The 17,173-nt window shown below is 57.4% G+C and carries 13 protein-coding genes and 1 tRNA gene; 12 read left to right on the top strand and 2 right to left on the bottom strand.

All coding sequences use genetic code 11. The features are described 5' to 3' along the window. Window position 1 precedes the first annotated feature (1 nt). The 5 genes from AC2FHX_RS05735 to AC2FHX_RS05715 are packed head-to-tail and all read left to right on the top strand — an operon-like array spanning window position 2 to window position 4,370. The gene (locus tag AC2FHX_RS05735) at window positions 2-1,258 is read left to right on the top strand and encodes a nitrous oxide reductase family maturation protein NosD (protein ID WP_496701035.1); all 1,257 of its coding nucleotides are present in this window, start codon (window positions 2-4) and stop codon (window positions 1,256-1,258) included. Further along, the gene (locus tag AC2FHX_RS05730; RefSeq protein ID WP_271948641.1) at window positions 1,248-2,141 is read left to right on the top strand and encodes an ABC transporter ATP-binding protein; all 894 of its coding nucleotides are present in this window, start codon (window positions 1,248-1,250) and stop codon (window positions 2,139-2,141) included. Before AC2FHX_RS05735 ends, AC2FHX_RS05730 begins: the two co-directional genes overlap by 11 nt. Next, window positions 2,138-2,959 carry an ABC transporter permease gene (locus AC2FHX_RS05725; RefSeq protein WP_271948643.1) on the top strand — a complete coding sequence of 274 codons (822 nt, stop codon included), beginning with the start codon at window positions 2,138-2,140 and terminating at the stop codon, window positions 2,957-2,959. The genes AC2FHX_RS05730 and AC2FHX_RS05725 overlap by 4 nt, the downstream gene beginning before the upstream one ends. Next, window positions 2,956-3,471: a nitrous oxide reductase accessory protein NosL gene (locus tag AC2FHX_RS05720; RefSeq protein WP_142635212.1), complete on the top strand. Its 516-nt coding sequence runs from the start codon at window positions 2,956-2,958 to the stop codon at window positions 3,469-3,471. Before AC2FHX_RS05725 ends, AC2FHX_RS05720 begins: the two co-directional genes overlap by 4 nt. Beyond that, complete coding sequence (locus AC2FHX_RS05715) at window positions 3,468-4,370, top strand: FAD:protein FMN transferase (protein ID WP_496701037.1); 903 nt, start codon at window positions 3,468-3,470, stop codon at window positions 4,368-4,370. The genes AC2FHX_RS05720 and AC2FHX_RS05715 overlap by 4 nt, the downstream gene beginning before the upstream one ends. Window positions 4,371-4,756: 386 nt before the next feature. On the opposite strand, the gene AC2FHX_RS05710 is transcribed toward AC2FHX_RS05715, so the two are convergent. Beyond that, window positions 4,757-4,846, bottom strand: a tRNA-Ser gene (locus tag AC2FHX_RS05710). 600 nt (window positions 4,847-5,446) lie between these two features. Between AC2FHX_RS05710 and AC2FHX_RS05705 the strand changes: the two genes are divergently transcribed. Beyond that, window positions 5,447-6,133: a FecR family protein gene (locus AC2FHX_RS05705; protein ID WP_281972630.1), complete on the top strand. Its 687-nt coding sequence runs from the start codon at window positions 5,447-5,449 to the stop codon at window positions 6,131-6,133. 181 nt (window positions 6,134-6,314) lie between these two features. Next, a complete protein-coding gene (locus tag AC2FHX_RS05700; protein ID WP_142635208.1) occupies window positions 6,315-8,435 on the top strand; it encodes a CHASE2 domain-containing protein in 2,121 nt (706 codons plus the stop codon). An 823-nt stretch (window positions 8,436-9,258) separates the two neighbouring features. On the opposite strand, the gene AC2FHX_RS05695 is transcribed toward AC2FHX_RS05700, so the two are convergent. Next, window positions 9,259-9,888: a response regulator transcription factor gene (locus tag AC2FHX_RS05695; RefSeq protein WP_246097171.1), complete on the bottom strand. Its 630-nt coding sequence runs from the start codon at window positions 9,886-9,888 to the stop codon at window positions 9,259-9,261. Window positions 9,889-10,107: 219 nt separating this feature from the next. On the opposite strand from AC2FHX_RS05695, the gene AC2FHX_RS05690 reads away from it, so the two are divergent. Genes AC2FHX_RS05690 through AC2FHX_RS05670 form a run of 5 tightly spaced genes read left to right on the top strand, consistent with a single transcriptional unit; the run spans window position 10,108 to window position 17,052 of the window. Continuing rightward, window positions 10,108-11,349, top strand: coding sequence for a pyridoxal-phosphate-dependent aminotransferase family protein (locus AC2FHX_RS05690; protein ID WP_496701039.1), 1,242 nt, complete (start codon window positions 10,108-10,110; stop codon window positions 11,347-11,349). A gap of 15 nt (window positions 11,350-11,364) precedes the next feature. Then, window positions 11,365-12,561: a malate--CoA ligase subunit beta gene (locus AC2FHX_RS05685; RefSeq protein ID WP_496676769.1), complete on the top strand. Its 1,197-nt coding sequence runs from the start codon at window positions 11,365-11,367 to the stop codon at window positions 12,559-12,561. Then, window positions 12,561-13,451: a succinate--CoA ligase subunit alpha gene (gene sucD, locus AC2FHX_RS05680; RefSeq protein WP_281972634.1), complete on the top strand. Its 891-nt coding sequence runs from the start codon at window positions 12,561-12,563 to the stop codon at window positions 13,449-13,451. Before AC2FHX_RS05685 ends, sucD begins: the two co-directional genes overlap by 1 nt. Beyond that, window positions 13,451-14,422 (top strand): 2-hydroxyacid dehydrogenase, encoded by a 972-nt coding sequence (locus AC2FHX_RS05675; protein ID WP_281972635.1) that lies wholly within the window; start codon window positions 13,451-13,453, stop codon window positions 14,420-14,422. The genes sucD and AC2FHX_RS05675 overlap by 1 nt, the downstream gene beginning before the upstream one ends. Continuing rightward, window positions 14,422-17,052 carry a phosphoenolpyruvate carboxylase gene (locus AC2FHX_RS05670; protein ID WP_496701041.1) on the top strand — a complete coding sequence of 877 codons (2,631 nt, stop codon included), beginning with the start codon at window positions 14,422-14,424 and terminating at the stop codon, window positions 17,050-17,052. Before AC2FHX_RS05675 ends, AC2FHX_RS05670 begins: the two co-directional genes overlap by 1 nt. Window positions 17,053-17,173 lie beyond the last annotated feature (121 nt).

Below are 17,173 nucleotides of genomic sequence, written 5' to 3'. Positions count from 1 at the left end.
CATGCGTTGGCCCCTGCTCATACCGCTCCTGCTCGGCTCGCCCCTTTGGGCGGCGGATTGGGATGTGCCCAACCGGGCGGGGGCCATCAATGAAACACTGGCGCAGGCGGCGGATGGAGACACCCTTCGCCTGAGCCCCGGCGTTTATTCGGAAACACTGGTTCTGGACCGGCCCGTCACAATTGATGGGCTGGGGCAGGCCACCATTGACGGACAAGGCGTCGGCAGCGTCATCACCGTGACCGGACCGGGCGTGACCGTGCGCGGTCTGACCGTGATTGGTTCGGGCTCGAGCCATGATGGGATCGACAGTGGCATTCAGCTGGTCAAAACGGCCCATGCGCCGGTGATCGAAGGCAATGTGTTGCTGGGCAATCTCTATGGCATCGACATCCACGGCGCCAAGGACAGTGTCGTGCGCGGCAACCGGATCGAAGGGCGTCAGGACAAGCGGATGAATGACCGCGGCAACGGCGTCTATGTCTGGAACGCACCGGGTGCGCGGGTCGAAGACAATGATATCCGGTACGGGCGCGATGGGATCTTTGTGAACTCGTCCAAGAAGAACACCTTTACTGGAAACCTGTTCCGCGACCTGCGGTTCGCGGTGCACTACATGTATGCCGACGACTCGGTGGTCAGCGATAACGTCTCGATCGGCAATGATCTGGGCTATGCGGTGATGTTCACCACCAATGTGCGGGTGGCCAACAATGTCTCGATCGGCGACCGCGAACATGGCGTGATGCTGAACTACGCGAACAAGAGTCAGATCACCGGCAATGTGGTGATAGGTGCCAAGGAAAAATGCACCTTCCTGTATAACTCGAACAAGAACAAATTCACCGATAACTGGTTCGAAGGGTGCGGCATCGGCATCCACTTTACCGCTGGCAGCGAACGCAACCATATCGTTGGCAACGCGTTCATCGGCAACCGGACACAGGTGAAATACGTCTCGACCAAATGGGTCGAGTGGTCAGAAGACGGGCGCGGCAATTACTGGTCCGATTTCGCCGCTTATGATGTGGATGGCAACGGCATTGCCGACGCCCCCTATCGCCCCAACGACTCGATGGACCATGTGCTGTGGACCCAACCCGCAGCCAAACTGCTGCTCGGCTCGCCTGCCGTGCAACTGGTGCGCTGGTCGCAATCAGCCTTCCCGGCGCTGTTGCCGGGGGGTGTGATGGACAGCAACCCACTGATGCAAGCCCCTGAACCCTCAGCTATGAAAAAGGTGCCTCATGACGGATAAGGCCCTGACGATAAACAACGTCTGTAAGGACCGAGGCAAAACCCGCGTTCTTGACGACATCACCCTGTCTCTTGCCCCTGGTCAGCGCGTGGCGCTACTGGGTCATAACGGCGCCGGCAAATCGACCCTGATCAAATCCATCCTTGGCCTGATCCCGATTGAGGGCGGAGCCATTCGGATCGGAAACGCCACTCCTGGCAGTGCGCAGGCGCGACGGGATACGGCGTATTTGCCCGAGGCGGTGTCCTTCCACCCGGCGCTTACGGGCCGGGAACAGCTGACTCTGTTCGCGCAGCTCTCGGGATCCAAGGCCGATGTGCCCGGCCTGCTGGAACGTGTTGGCCTCAGCGACGCGCTGGACCGACGGATCGGGACCTACTCCAAGGGGATGCGGCAACGTCTGGGATTGGCGCAAGTGCTGCTGGGCCAGCCGAAAGTGGCATTGCTGGACGAGCCGACAAGCGGACTGGACCCGATTTCTCGGCAGGATCTGTACGCCATCATCGACGAACTGGCCGCAAAAGGCACCGCCGTCCTGATCGCATCGCATGCCCTGACTGAGGTCGAGGCCCGCACAGACCGGATCGCAATCATGCGCGGGGGCCGGATGGTGGCCGATGACACGTTAAACAACCTTTCGGCGCTGGCGGGTCTGCCAATCCGCCTGAAGGTGCGCGCCAGCTCTAACCCTGACGCCTTGGCCGCCAAACTGGGCGGCAGCCGGATCAATGGCGCGTCCGTTGAGTTGCTCTGCACCGTCGACGACAAGATGGAGGCCCTGCGCCGGATCGCCGGATTGGGCGATGCGGTGGCAGATGTGGAAATGACACCTCCCAAGCTGGAAGATCTCTATCGCTACTATGCACAGGAGAAGAGGCCATGACCCGCTTCCTCGCCATCACCCGCACTGAAATGTTGATCTTGCGCCGCAACCGCTGGCTGCTGATGGCGACACTGATCATGGTGTTATTCGCGCTGGCACTTACCTTTGCAGGCAGTGCACCCACAGGCACGCTTGGCGTTGATATGCTGACTGTCTCGGTTGCCTCGATGACGACGCTGTCGGTCTATCTTGCCCCCCTACTGGCACTGATGATTGCCTTTGACGCCATCGCAGGCGATGTGGATCGGGGCAGCTTATCGCTGCTCTTGTCCTATCCCGCCGGGCGCGGAGAAATCCTGTTGGGAAAATTCACCGCCCATTTGTCGGCGCTTGCCTTTGCGATGACCATCGGATTTGGCACGGCTGGCGCGGTGGCAGCATGGTTCGGTGGTGCCGGTCCAGAAAGCCTGTTGGCTCTGGTCCGTCTTATCCTCACTTCGATCGTGCTGGGCGCCGTGTTTCTGGCATTGGGATACTTGCTGTCCGCCCTGGCAAAGGGGGCCACGGCGGCAGCAGGTCTGTCGGCCGGGCTCTGGCTGGTTTTTGTCGTCCTCTATGATCTGGGCCTGTTGGGGGCCGTCGTCATGGACAAGGGCGGCACCTTCACTCAATCCGTCTTTCCATGGGTGATGGTGGCCAACCCGGCCGACGCTTTCCGTCTGTGGAATATCGCCGCAACCGAGGGCGTCGCGATGGCATCCGGCATGACCGGCGCTGCGCAGGCTCTGCCCGTCTGGGCCGCCCCGTTGTCTTTGCTGATCTGGCCCCTGCTAGGCCTTGCACTTGCCCGGCTCGCGTTCCGAAGGGTCGAGCCATGAAGCGTCTTTTCCTGATTGCTCTACTCGCCCTGACTGCCTGTAAGGAAGAACAGATTGCCGCGCCTGACCCAGTCGATTTGACGCCAGACGCACTCAGCTTTTTTTGCCAGATGAATATTGCTGAACATGGCGGTCCAAAAGGGCAGATTCACCTCGACGGCTATCCCACACCACTGTTTTTTGCGCAGGTTCGCGACATGGTTGCCTATCTCAAAAGCCCCGAACGCGAGGCAGCCATTGTTGCAATCTATGTCAGCGATATGGGAACCGCCCCAAGTTGGCATCAACCAGGTCAATCCAACTGGATCAATGCCGAAGGTGCGACTTTCGTCGTCGGGGCCAATGTCGCCGGCGGCATGGGCGCGCGCGAGGTCGTGCCCTTTGCAGACCCGACCGATGCGGACAGCTTCATCATCCTGTACGGAGGGTCCGCTTTGCCCCTGACTGACATACCCGACGCCGAAGTGCTTGGCCCCGTCGATCTGGACCTGAAACTGGAGACACCAGCATGAGCCGTTTGTCCCGACGTCGTTTTCTGATCATGTCTGCGGCATGCGCCGCGCTACCGGCGGCCGCTTCTGGCGCACCAGTTGCGCATTGGCGTGGCATCGCGCTGGGGGCCAGAGCCAGCCTTGACCTTGTTGGCCTTTCTGAGGCAGAGGCGGCGCCCCTGCTGTCATCAATCGAGGCTGAACTGAACCGGCTGGAAGATATCTTTAGTCTGTACCGATCGCGATCACAGATTTCAGAGCTGAACCGAAGCGGGTTGCTGCAGCAGCCGGCCCCCGAGCTGTTGAATGTACTGAGCCTGTGTTCGACCCTTCACAGTGCATCAGACGGGGCTTTTGACCCCACAATACAACCCGTCTGGCGGGCGATGGCCGCGCGCGCCAGCGCATCTGAATTGACTGCCGCCCAAGAAACTGTCGGCTGGCACCGAGTCCGATATGACGCTGATGCTATCCAGTTGCCGGAGCCCGGTGTCTCAGCCTTGACATTGAACGGTATCGCACAAGGCGCAATCACCGATCGCATTGCGGCGCTGTTACGGTCCTTTGGCTTACGCGATGTTCTGGTTAACATGGGAGAAATCGCGGCAATGGGTCAGCGAAGTGACGGGCAAGACTGGCGGGTCGGCCTTGCGGGTCACAATAATACAGTCCTCAAGAAGATCACTTTGCAAGAACGCTCAGTAGCCACATCATCGGTTGCAGGCACGCTCTTGCCGGGCGACCACGGCCATATCCTGAACCCATTCGGCCCAAGCCCAAGCAACCACATTGTTTCCATTTCCGCACCCAATGCAGCCTTAGCTGACGGTCTGTCCACAGCCCTTTGCGCCGCCCCAAAGGAATGGACGCGTAGAATTCTGCAGAGTTTTCCATTGGCCAGTTTGGAGTTGAGCGGATAATCCGCAGTCTGTTCCAAGGCAGTCAAATCGGCAAATAGGACCTGTCCGCTGAATCAACTTTACCGGCGGTCAACCTTTCGAGCGCCAGCAGCCTCATACCGAACAGTCATCCGAATTCAGAAACACCCCAGTTGTGCCGGCTCTTGCAACACCAACGGTACCGGTTTCGGTGGTATAAGCGGATTTGCTAACAATCCAGGCACCAATGGTCGATCACGAGAGCAAGCTTCGAACCTACCGCGTCCCGCGAGGATTTCGAAGGGCCGGGTCATTGAGTGCTGGAAACGGAACACCCGACCTTCCGATCACGTTATTTCTTGGCGGATGTGGCGGGTAAAGCCTTCAAAACGTGTAAGCCATCACAAAAACATCATATGAAGATTTGGTGGCGGAGACGAAGGGATTCGAACCCTCGAGACCCTTCCGGGCCTACTCCCTTAGCAGGGGAGCGCCTTCGACCACTCGGCCACGTCTCCGCTGGCCGGTGTATTCGATAAGCGCCAAGAAATACAAGGGACCTCGTGAAAAAATCTTCAAAAAGTCAAATCCATGATGTCTATGGCTTTCTGGCTTGATCAAAGGCAGCCGCGAAACGTCACCCGCAATGCGTGTCTGCCGGGCCTTCCATAAGGCGATCAGACCCAAGAGACATCGGCTGGGAAAGCGAGCGACGGCCCAACGAATCACTGATTTGAAAAGGGCCCTGTCCGAGACACCGGCAATGTACAAACAGAGAGTTTCCGAAGCTCCGGGTCAGCCCAATTAGGTGGGAATTTTCTCCAGCTTCATAGAAAACTTGCCAAACACATAGGCATTAAGGCATATTTGCTTAGATTTTTTACAAATAATACAAAGAAATAAATTCCACGAGGCACAGACCGGGCAGCGGGCGCATTGCGCTCTGGAATAACCTTGGGGAAGGGATAATTAGTTTGGTATGGTTAAGAGTGTTGTGTGTTTCCTGTTGTGTTTTGATACTGCCGTCGCAGATCCTGGCCAACATTGGTACTGTCGTAAGCGTCAAACAAGGCGCAGAAATTACCCGAGCCGGGAATTCCCGGCCACTGCTTGAAGGCATGGAAGTTGCCTCGGGTGATTCCATATCCACAGACAGCAGAGGGGTAGTTCAGCTGATCTTTGTTGACGAAACGAAGATCGCGATAGGGCCTAATGCAAAGATGGCGCTGGATGTGACCATGTTGCGAAACAAGAAGAAGGCCAAGAATTTTGCCGTTCAGGCCTTGGGTGGAAGCTTTCGTTTCATCTCGGGCAACAGCAGAAAACGTGCCTATTCCATCCAGACCCCCACTGCGACAATGGCTGTGCGTGGGACCATATTCGACATGTGGGTTGTGCCTGGCACCCAAAGCTCGATGCTGGTGCTGGAAGGCACCGTGCAGATGTGCGGCCTGAAAGGCGGCTGCAGATCAACTGGACGTCAATGCAGCCTGTTTGCCACCAGTCAAAAAGGCAAGGTGGGCCGCCCGGCCGATCAGGCACAGTACGACGAAGCAGTGAAAAATGGATTTCCGTTCATTCAGTCTCAGGAACGACTTCTCAGTCCGCTGCGCGTGAATATCGAAGGCTGCGCCGGAGAATCAGCACCAGTGCAGCCCATCGAAAAATCCGACGCTCCCGAGCCCCGCCCAGCGCCCCCGCAGCGGCAAGCGGTGAAGGCTTCGGTAGCATCTGCACCCGTTGAGGCGCCCAGTATAGAAGGCGGTGCAGCGCCGGATACGAAACCGAATAGACCTGTTAACTGAGCATCGGCTGATATGGGTAATCGGTAATGTCGGGCAGTGAAAGCGACCACTGTCTTCGGAGGCAACCGTGACGGGTAAGTCGAAAGAACGGAGCACTCGCCGCAGGGGTTTTCGCCTTGTGGGTTTGTGCCTGATCCTGTTTGGATGCTTTGTCAGGGTCATAGATCCGTTTCCCGTGCGCATGACTCGGCTGATATATTTCGACATCCTTCAGCGCATGGCCCCACGCGATTACACCCCCGACCTGCCAATCCGTGTTGTCGACATAGACGAACAGTCACTGGCCAACTGGGGGCAATGGCCATGGCCGCGTAATCTCATGGCTCAGATGGTTGAAAACCTCGGCCAAAATGGCGCTGCGGTCATCGCTTTTGACATGCTGTTTGTCGAACCCGACCGCTATTCGCCTGCTCGATTATTGGAAGACCCTGCGTTGGCCGAGGTGCTCTCGGTAGATGAAGACGCCCAAAACCTGGACAACGATGTTTTTTTCGGAGCCGAAATCGCCAAATGGCCGGTTGTTCTGGGTGTAGCGGCCCGTGTAGCCGATGATGGTCAGCCCGTCATATCCAAGGCGGGGATCATCGAGATCGGTGAGTCTCCGACCTCAGGGCTCGTCCAGGTTCCGCATTGGACCCCTCCTGCTCCGCCACTTTATTCAGATGCAACAGGCATTGGGGGCGTGAATGTCTCACCACTTGGTGGGACCGGTGTGGTCCGCCGGGTCCCGGTACTTTGGGGGGGACCGGATGGCGCCCTGCCAAGCCTGGGAATTGAGGCCCTTAGGGTGGCCTTGGGGGAAACAGTCCTTTTCGCCGAGGGCGCGTCCGATGAATCCGGTGTCATGCTGGCGCTTGAACTGGGCGATTTTCGATTGCCAACAACTCAGAACGGCGAAGTCTGGATCCGGTACAGGCGAGACCGGCCTGAACTGTATGTTTCTGCCAATGACGTTATGACGAATCCGGATGATCCTGCGCTGCGGTCCCGGATCGAAAACCAGATTATTCTTGTTGGCACCTCTGCGGCGGGTCTGTTTGATATGCACCAGACCTCGCTCGGAGAATCCGTGCCCGGCGTCTCGATCCACGCGCAGTTACTTGAACAGGTCCTAACGGGCGAAATGCTCAGCCGATCCGATGTGACCGCTGCGCTTGAGTTGGTCTCATTCGTCTTACTGGGGTTAGTGGTCGTCGCCGTCATGTCCAGCTTTGGTGCGGTCGCATCCTTCATTGCGGGTGGCGTATCTGCAGCCGTAGTTGTGCTGATCAGCTGGATGGCCTTTCAAAATCAACTCGTATTATTTGATGCAACCTTCCCACTTGCTGGTGGGATGGCGAATTTCGGGCTGTTGGCCGGATATCTATTCATTTCGACCGAGCGCGAGAAAAGAGCGATCCGAAAGATTTTTTCTCACTATGTCGCTCCTGAAATTTTGGATGAAATGGAAGGCTCGGACCATCAGTTGGTCCTTGGTGGAGAAACACAAGAGATCACCGTCATGTTCGCCGACATCCGTGGATTTACCCCGTTATCCGAGTCGGTTTCGGCCACGGAGCTCGTCGCCATTCTGAATGAGCTGTTTTCACAGGTCGGAGATCAGATTTTGCACGAGCGAGGCACAATCGACAAATTCATCGGCGACGCAGTCATGGCGTTCTGGAACGCTCCGCTTCCGGTCGAAAATCATCCCTGTCGCGCTGCACGGGCAGCCTTGATGATGCGCGGTGCATTGGCACAGTTCAATAGGTCCGAAATCATGCGCGAACGGCCACCCATTGCGCTGGCCACTGGCTGCGCGACAGGACAGGCCTGTGTGGGCAATATCGGGTCGCGGCGGCGGTTCAATTATACTGTGATCGGAGATGTGGTGAACGTCGCCGCCAGGATCGAACAAAGCTGCCGACATGTCGACTATGACATCCTGGTTTCGAATTCAGTTTACATTCTAGGCAAACAAGAGTTGGCGATGTTGGAAGCTGGGTTTGTGGACCTGAAAGGAAAAAAGAACCTGGAGCCCGTTTACATATTGATTGGCGATCAGGACATGCTCGACAGCGAGGCATTCCAGAACTTACGCGATGCGCATGCTCAACTTTTGTCGGCCATACGTGCGCGTGAACCGCTGGAGCGCACCGATGAGCTACGCCAAAACTGCATCGACATTGCCAAAGAAATCGAACCCGGTCTTCTAACCTTTTATCGAGCGCTGTCTGGGCGCACTGCGGATTTTCTGTCCGATGTCCAATCAAACAAGCTGTTGTTCAGTCATCACGCCCGTGAAGGACAAAATCTGGCCTAGCGGGCCCAGAGCCATTGCAACTTTCAAGCGAGCATGTGAACCCCATAGAACCACCCAGAAGCAGGCACGGAAGTTTGGGAACCATATGGCTAAGGCCAAATCATCCATCCTGAACTTGGCTCCTTACTTTTGGCCTGAAGAAACTGGATCAGCACCTTACTGCACCGAGCTGACCCAATTGGATGCTCATCGTGAAACAGACGCCATTATGGCCTATGTTCCGACTATCCTGACCTTGTTTGGCGCCTACACGCTTACCGAAGCAATCAAAAATGGCACGTCGCCGAAAACGCGTTTTTCTCCCCCAAACACAGACCAGCCTGCAGTCTCCTGGCCATTTGCGGGTCGGGCTTCTAAGCAACCTGTCCCGCGAGAAAGGGCTGTACGATTTTCCTGAAGCAGCCGGATCTCTGCACTCTCTCTCGGGGTTAAAGTCGAAATGATCCTGGCCGGGCCGGCCCACTGGAGCAAGACCTGACCTCGATCAAAGCCGCCGTCGCCAAAGACGAGATCAGATGGGACGGCCCGCTATATGGCGAAAAAAAGCAGCAATTATATGATGAGATTGACGTGTTTCTGTTTCCAACTCGATATAGTATCGAAGCTCAACCAACTGTAATCTACGATGCCTCCGCGTCGGACACAGCCGTGACCTCTTTCGCGCGCAGAGCTATCGAAGAACATGTTCAGGTTTGCATTGCGACCGTCGCCGTCGATCAGAGCTTTTCCGAAACCGCCACCCAATTCCCCACGGGTCCCTAAGAAAGGCCGATCACGCGACCAACAGAATGACCACACCATTGGAGCATTTGGGCAAATCTATCTAATGTGAGGCCGCATTAGACGAATAGTAATACGCGATGGCCTGCGTCCTATTTTTAACCGATAGTTTTTCGTAAATGTTTGACAGGTGAAATTTCACGGTATTGGTCGATATCTGAAGCTCTTTGGACAACTCGCGGTTGGACATGCCCTTGGCTAGAGCTTCCAGAATCGCGCGCTCTTTCCGCGACAGGCTGTGGATCGGATTCTGTTGCATCTGGCGGACATCGATGAAGGGGAACACCATCTTGCCAGCAGCCACGTCCGCGCAGGTTTCCAGCAACGCTTCAACTTCACCAGACCGGGATGAGAACCCCGCAGCTCCTGCCTGCATTGCAAGGCGCGGAACATCTCCGACATCATCGCCGTAAATGACAAAACGGGGCGCGCCTTCCTGTTCTCGCAAAACCTCGATCAATTTGGCCGCGCCAAGAACCGGCAAGCTCCAGGAGATCACACACACCTGGACCGGAACTCTCATGACCGCGCCCAGGAACCCTTCAGCAGTCGCCGATGTGGCAACCAAAGAGAATCGCGGATCACGTTCAAAAATCTCTGACATGGCCGATAAGACCAGCGGATTGTTGTCGGCAAGCATGACGTCGATCGGTTGTTGTGAAGGCTCTGTCATTGATTTTACATCCAAATCCTCAAGAAACTACCCATTCGTATAGGGCAAAACTTGGTATACTTCGGTATTCTTGCCAATACAGGTAGGTTTTTCCCCATCCCATTAGAAGTCCTAAAGCAGTAGTAAGTTACGTTGCGCGATGACGCAAGCAAGGCTTTCCTGATCCACAACGAGATGTCTGGGCGTGGTTGACCACCCCAACGATCAAGGAGGATCGCAATGACTTTCCAGATTTATCCAACGCTCGAAATCCCCGAGACGCTGGCCGCAGGCCCCGGGCCGGGCAATACAGACGCGCGCGTTCTACAAGCCTTTTCCAGCGCCGGAGTTGCGGATCACATGCAGGGCGACGTTTTGCGCGGCATGATCGAATGCAAGCACATGCTGCGCGAAATCTGGGGCACCACGAACATATACACCTTTGCGGTCGCGGGCACTGGTTGGAGCGCTTTGGACACCATGTTCTCGGCTGTCATGCCCGGTGACAAGGTTGTTGCGTTCAACAACGGGACCTTTTCGGGCATCGATACACTGACCCTTCGGATCAAGGCAGCGACACCGGACGAACATGCTGCCAACCCCTTGGATCCGCAGGCCGCCAGTGTCACGATCATCGACGTGCCGCATGGTCAGTCGGTGACCGGTGACATGGTCGAAGCCGCACTGGCTGAACACAAGCCCAAATGGGCGTTTATGGCACATTGGGAAACGGGATCAGGACGCATCAATGATTTGCGCGGCTTCTCGGATGCCTGCGAGCACCATGGTGCAATGGGTCTGATCGACGCCGTTTCGTCTTTGGGTGTCGAAGATTTCCGGGTTGATGATTATCCGGGCATCGCGGGCTGGGCCTCTTGTCCGCAAAAGGGCCTGTGCTGCTTGCCGCTTACCTATGCTCCCGTCAGCTTTACCGACGCATATATCGACAGCCTGAAAGCAACGGGTGCCTACAGCTATGTTCACAATCCCATTTTCGAGGCCCGCCACTGGGGCATCGTCGATGGCCAGGATGTTGAAAAAGGCTCATATCACCGAACACATTCGGGCTATGCCGTCGCGGCCTTTCATGAATCGTTACGCCTGACCCTGCAGGAGGGGCTAGCGAAGCGCGCGCATGCCTACAAAACGCACGAGGCCGTGCTGCGCGATGCCGTCATTGCGATGGGCTGCGAGGTCACCTCGGACATGTCCAGCCTTGTGGTGCTGAACCTGCCCGCTGAACTTGCAGGCCGCGAAATGGAGCTGGTGCAGAATTGCCGGGCCCGCGGCTTTGGCATCTGGCCAACCCTCAGCGCCCCTGTTCAGGTCCGCATCGGCATCCTGAACCAACTGAATCATCAGTCGATCGGCCGCATCGTGCATTTGTTTGCCGAAGCAATCAGCGAGATGGGTGGTTCGGTGAATCTCGAAGCGATCGAAGCGCTTCTGGAAAGCCGCTACGGCACATCTATCGCTGCATAAACGGGAGAAATGCAGATGGATATCCACGAATATCAGGCGAAAGAACTTCTTTCGAATTTCGGCGTCGAAGTCCCTTCGGGGGCCTTGGCCTACAGCCCCGAGCAAGCTGCCTATCGTGCACGTGAGCTGGGCGGCGACAAGTGGATTGTAAAGGCCCAGGTTCACGCAGGTGGCCGCGGCAAAGCTGGGGGCGTAAAGCTGTGCAATTCGGAAAGCGAAATATACGCAGCCTGTGACGAGATGTTTGGCCGCAAGCTGGTGACGCATCAGACCGGCCCCGATGGCAAAGGCATCTATCGCGTCTACGTCGAATCTGCCGTTCCGATCGATCGGGAAATCTATCTAGGTTTTGTGCTCGACCGCTCAAGCCAACGCGTGATGATCGTCGCCTCGTCCGAGGGCGGAATGGAGATTGAGGATATTTCCGCAGAACGCCCTGATAGCATTGTCCGCTCCATCGTCGAACCTGCGGTAGGTCTGCAGGAGTTTCAGGCGCGCGAGATTGCCTTCAATCTGGGACTGGAGCCCCGTCTGATCCAAAACATGGTCCGCACCCTCCAAGGGTGTTACGCCGCTTTCAACAAGCTGGACGCGACCATGGTTGAAATCAATCCGCTCGTCATCACCGGTGACGATCGCGTGTTGGCGCTGGACGCCAAGATGAGCTTTGACGACAACGCCTTGTTCCGCCACCCGCAGGTCGCGGAGCTTCGCGACAAAAGCCAGGAAGACCCCCGTGAAAGCCGCGCGGCGGATCGTGGCCTGTCTTATGTCGGGCTGGACGGCAATATCGGCTGCATCGTGAATGGTGCCGGTCTGGCCATGGCGACGATGGACACGATCAAGCTGGCCGGGGGAGAGCCTGCAAACTTCCTCGATATCGGAGGCGGCGCGTCACCAGAACGTGTTGCCAAAGCTTTCCGATTGGTACTGTCCGACAAGAACGTCCAAGCGGTTCTGGTCAACATTTTCGCCGGCATCAACCGCTGCGACTGGGTTGCCGAAGGCGTCGTGCAGGCTCTGAAGGAACTGGATATCGACATCCCAGTCATCGTGCGCCTTGCCGGGACGAATGTTGAAGAAGGTCAGAAAATACTCGCCAAGTCCGGCCTGCCGATTATTCGTGCAACAACATTGATGGAAGCTGCCGAACGCGCCGTTGGTGCGTGGCAAAACGATTTGACCCAAAACACCAAGATGAGGGCTGTGTAATGAGCATTCTTCTGGACCGCGACACCCGCGTTATTGTTCAGGGCATCACTGGACGTATGGCGCGCTTTCACACCAAGGATATGTTGGAATACGGCACCAATGTTGTTGGCGGTGTCGTCCCTGGCAAGGGCGGCGAAATCGTAGAAGGCGTGCCTGTCTTCGACACTGTCAAACAGGCGGTCACGGCCACCGGCGCAGAGGCCAGCCTTGTCTTCGTGCCGCCCCCGTTTGCGGCGGATTCGATCATGGAGGCCGCAGATGCCGGTATCCGTTATTGCGTTTGCATAACCGACGGCATCCCGGCGCAGGACATGATCCGCGTCAAACGCTATATGTATCGCTATCCCAAGGACAATCGCATGGTGCTGACCGGCCCGAACTGTGCTGGAACCATCAGTCCTGGCAAGGCCCTGCTGGGGATTATGCCGGGCCATATCTACCTGCCGGGCAATGTCGGAATCATCGGTCGTTCGGGCACGCTGGGCTATGAAGCCGCGGCGCAGCTGAAGGAGCGTGGCATTGGCGTCTCAACCAGCGTCGGTATCGGTGGCGACCCGATCAACGGCTCGTCCTTCCGCGATATCCTTGAGCGGTTCGAACAGGATGAGGACACCGAGGTCATCGCCATGATCGGCGAAATCGGCGGCCCTCAGGAAGCCGAGGCGGCCGAGTATATCCGAGACCACGTCACCAAACCCGTCGTGGCCTATGTCGCCGGTCTGACCGCACCTAAAGGCAGGACCATGGGTCATGCCGGGGCGATCATCTCGGCATTTGGCGAAAGCGCCTCGGAAAAGGTCGAAATCCTATCGGCGGCGGGTGTGACTGTTGCTGAAAACCCTGCGGTAATTGGCGAGACCATCGCCCGCGTCATGGGAGAGGCTGCGTGATGGTCAAACCTTCGGTCCTTGTCACCCGTCGCTGGCCCGCCGCCGTCGAGGCGCAACTGGCCGAAAACTATAACACCGTACTCAACATCGGGGACAAACCATTGTCCCCGGCCGAGATCCGCGATGCGTTGAAACGCTATGACGCGGTTCTGCCCACGGTCACCGACACGCTCAGCGCCGAAGCGCTGGACGTATCTGCAGCGCAAACCAAAATCCTCGCCAATTATGGAGTTGGTTACAGCCATATCTGTGAACCCGCTGCGCGCAGCCTTGGTATGACTGTAACCAATACGCCGGATGTCTTGTCCGAATGCACGGCTGATCTGGCCATGACATTGCTGCTGATGGTAGCCCGCCGCGCCGGCCAAGGCGAACGTGAGCTGCGCGCGGGCGGCTGGACCGGCTGGCGTCCGACCCATCTGGTCGGCACCAAGGTCAGCGGCAAGACTCTGGGCATCATCGGTTTTGGCCGCATCGGTCAGGAAATGGCCCGTCGCGCGCACCATGGGTTCGGCATGAATATTCTTGTCCAGAACCGCAGCACTGTCTCGTCCGAGGTATTGAAACAGTTCAACGCAACTCAGGTCGATACCGTGGACGATCTGCTGCCGCACTGCGATTTCGTCTCACTGCACTGCCCGGGTGGGGCCGCAAACCGGCACCTGATCAACGGGCGCAGAATGGATCTGATGAAGCCCAACGCCTTCCTCATCAACACTGCGCGCGGTGAGGTCGTGGATGAGCACGCGCTTGTGCAGTCGCTGATGTTCGACACGATCGGTGGGGCTGCTTTGGACGTGTTCGATGGCGAACCTCGCATTAGCCCGGATCTGTTGCAATGCGACAACCTGGTGATGCTACCCCATCTGGGTAGCGCCACAAAAGAATCGCGCGAGGCCATGGGCTTTCGCGTACTTGACAATCTGGCCGACTTCTTCGCAGGTCGCACCCCGCGGGACCAGGTGATCTGATGCAAGCGCTGGCCCGCAATATTCCGTCCACCCCGGACCCTTCGGGCTATGCCGAGGAATTGCGCTCGGAACTGCGGGCGTTGTGGCGGAATATTCTGTCGAAGCGGGCGCCGCATGTGGCGACATGGGCCGAGGCCATGCCGTTGCAACCCATCCCTACAGGGCTCGAGGCAACGCCGTATCTGCAAGCCCTATCGATCTGGTTCCAACTGTTACGCATCGTTGATGAAAACGCCCATGTCCGGGACCGGCGCCTGACCGAGACCCTAAGCGGCGCGGAATCGGTCGAAGGCGGGTTTGCCGAGGTGTTGTCTGAACTGCAATTAACGGACAGCCAGACAAAAAAACTGACGGCTGACCTATGCGCCGGTCCCACCCTAACCGCGCACCCGACCGAGGCCAAACGGGTCACCGTTTTGGAAATTCACCGGCGGATCTACCGCAATCTTGTCAGTCTTGAAGTGCAACGATGGACCCCGACCGAACGCACCGAATTGCTGAATGGTCTGGAAGGCGAGATTGATCTTTTGTGGCTGACAGGCGAACTTCGCCTGTCGCGCCCAAGCCTGCGCGACGAGATCGAATGGGGGTTGCAATTCTTCCGGGATGCAATCTTTGACGCCGTCCCGCAGGTCATGGATCGGTTCGATCAGGCCTGCCTGCATGTGTTGGGTCAGACTCTAGCCAAAACACCCAACATTCGCTTTCACAGCTGGATTGGCGGCGACCGGGATGGCAATCCGAATGTCACAACCGAGATGACCGCACTGGCCCTGCAACGCGGCCGTGAAACGGTTCACGATCTTTATCGTCAGGCCATCGATCAAGCTGCAAGCCGGTTGAGCATCAGCGCGCTCATATTGCCGCTTCCTGAGCCAAACCGTGCACGTGTACAAGAAATTATCGACCGGACACCGGACGACGATCGCAATCGAAACGAACCGTTCCGGCAGGCTCTCAATGCCATTCGCTATCGGCTGACCGATGGCGGCTATGATCACATCTCACAATTCGTAAGCGATCTTGGGGCACTTGATGCGGCTTTGTGCGCGGTCAACGCCGACGTCCTGGCACAGAGGCATATCCGTCCGCTGTGCCGCGCCGCTGCGGTTTTCGGGTTCCGAACCACAACCCTGGATATTCGTCAGAATTCAACCGTCACGAATGACGTTCTGACGGAAATTTGGTCGCAATCCGGACATGCTCCGGAATATGGCACGCCCGACTGGTCTACCCGTCTGCGATCAGAGCTGGCAGATCAAAACCTGCCCTATCAAAACCGCGAGGTGCTGAGCGATCAGGCGCAGGAAATGCTGGCGCTTTTAGCGCTTGTTCATAGTGTTCGCTCGGGGCCGGACCCCAAGGCAATTGGGCCATTTATCCTGTCCATGACCCGGTCTGCCGATGATATTCTCGGTGTGTACCTGCTGGCCCGCTATTCCGGTTTCGGGTCCGAGACATTGGATATCTCGGTGGTGCCATTATTCGAAACGATTGCAGATCTTCGCAATGCCCCTGCGATCCTGCTGGACGTTTTGGCAGTACCGCTTGCCCGCCGCAGCCTCAAAACCGATGGAAATGAAATCGAAGTGATGCTGGGGTATTCGGACAGCGGCAAGGATGGCGGGTATTTCTGCTCAACATGGGAGCTGGAGCGCGCCCAACGTCGCATCGTGACGGCACTGGCTTCGCAAGGTTTCAAGGTCACGTTTTTCCATGGACGCGGCGGCTCAGTCAGTCGGGGCGGCGCTCCCACTGGGCGGGCGATTGCTGCGCAGCCCAGCGGAACAATTTCCGGGCGCTTGCGCGTAACTGAACAGGGCGAAGTTGTTTCGACCAGATACGCCAACCGCGGAACAGCCGCGGCCCATCTGGAACTGCTCCTCTCAAGCACGTTGCGTCATACCGCCAATCCCGGCGAAACCCTGGCCCGACCCGAGTTCGACGACGCGCTGGATGCTCTGTCGGAACTGTCACAGACAGCCTATGTCTCGCTTTTGAAGATGCCAGGCTTTCTGGACTATTTCCAGCAGGCCAGCCCGGTCGAGGAATTAGCCCGCCTGAAAATAGGATCTCGTCCGGCACGTCGCTTTGGCGCGGCCAGCCTGGATGATCTGCGCGCCATTCCATGGGTCTTTGCCTGGTCGCAGAACCGCCACCTGATCACGGGTTGGTATGGTTTCGGGGCCGCAATGGCCAGCTTCCGCAAATTTCGTGGCGCGCGCGGTGATGAAGTGCTGCAGGATATGTTTCAGCACTCCCGGCTGTTCCGCCTTGCCGTCGATGAGATGGAGAAATCGCTCTATCAGGCGGATATGGGCATCGCCGCACAATACGGCGAACTAGTGCACGATGAGAACACCCGACAAATCGTCTTTCAGTCAATCAAAGCGGAATACGATAGCGCCTGCAGTGCAGTGCAATTTCTGACGGGAGGACAAACTATCGGACACCGTTTCCCTCGCCTGTGCGAACGGTTTGATCGCAAACGGGCTGAACTGGCCCGCATTCACGCGCTGCAGGTCGAATTGCTGCGACAAGCTCGATCCGAGCCTCAGGCAGGATCGGTTCCTGTTCCCCTGCTGCAATCCATGAACGCTATTTCCGCTGGCCTTGGCTGGACCGGCTAACCCTTTTAGGAGGTTTCAAAGTGAACGCCCCGCAACGCACTCAAGGTTTTTTCACCCAGTCTCTCTCAGCGCGCGACCCAGAGCTGTTCGGCTCGATCACGTCCGAGCTGGGCCGTCAGCG

Source organism: Ruegeria sp. CDSC042 (assembly GCF_059610745.1).
The sequence above is the reverse complement of the archived record's forward strand: the minus strand, read 5'-3'. Positions and strand labels throughout refer to the sequence as shown.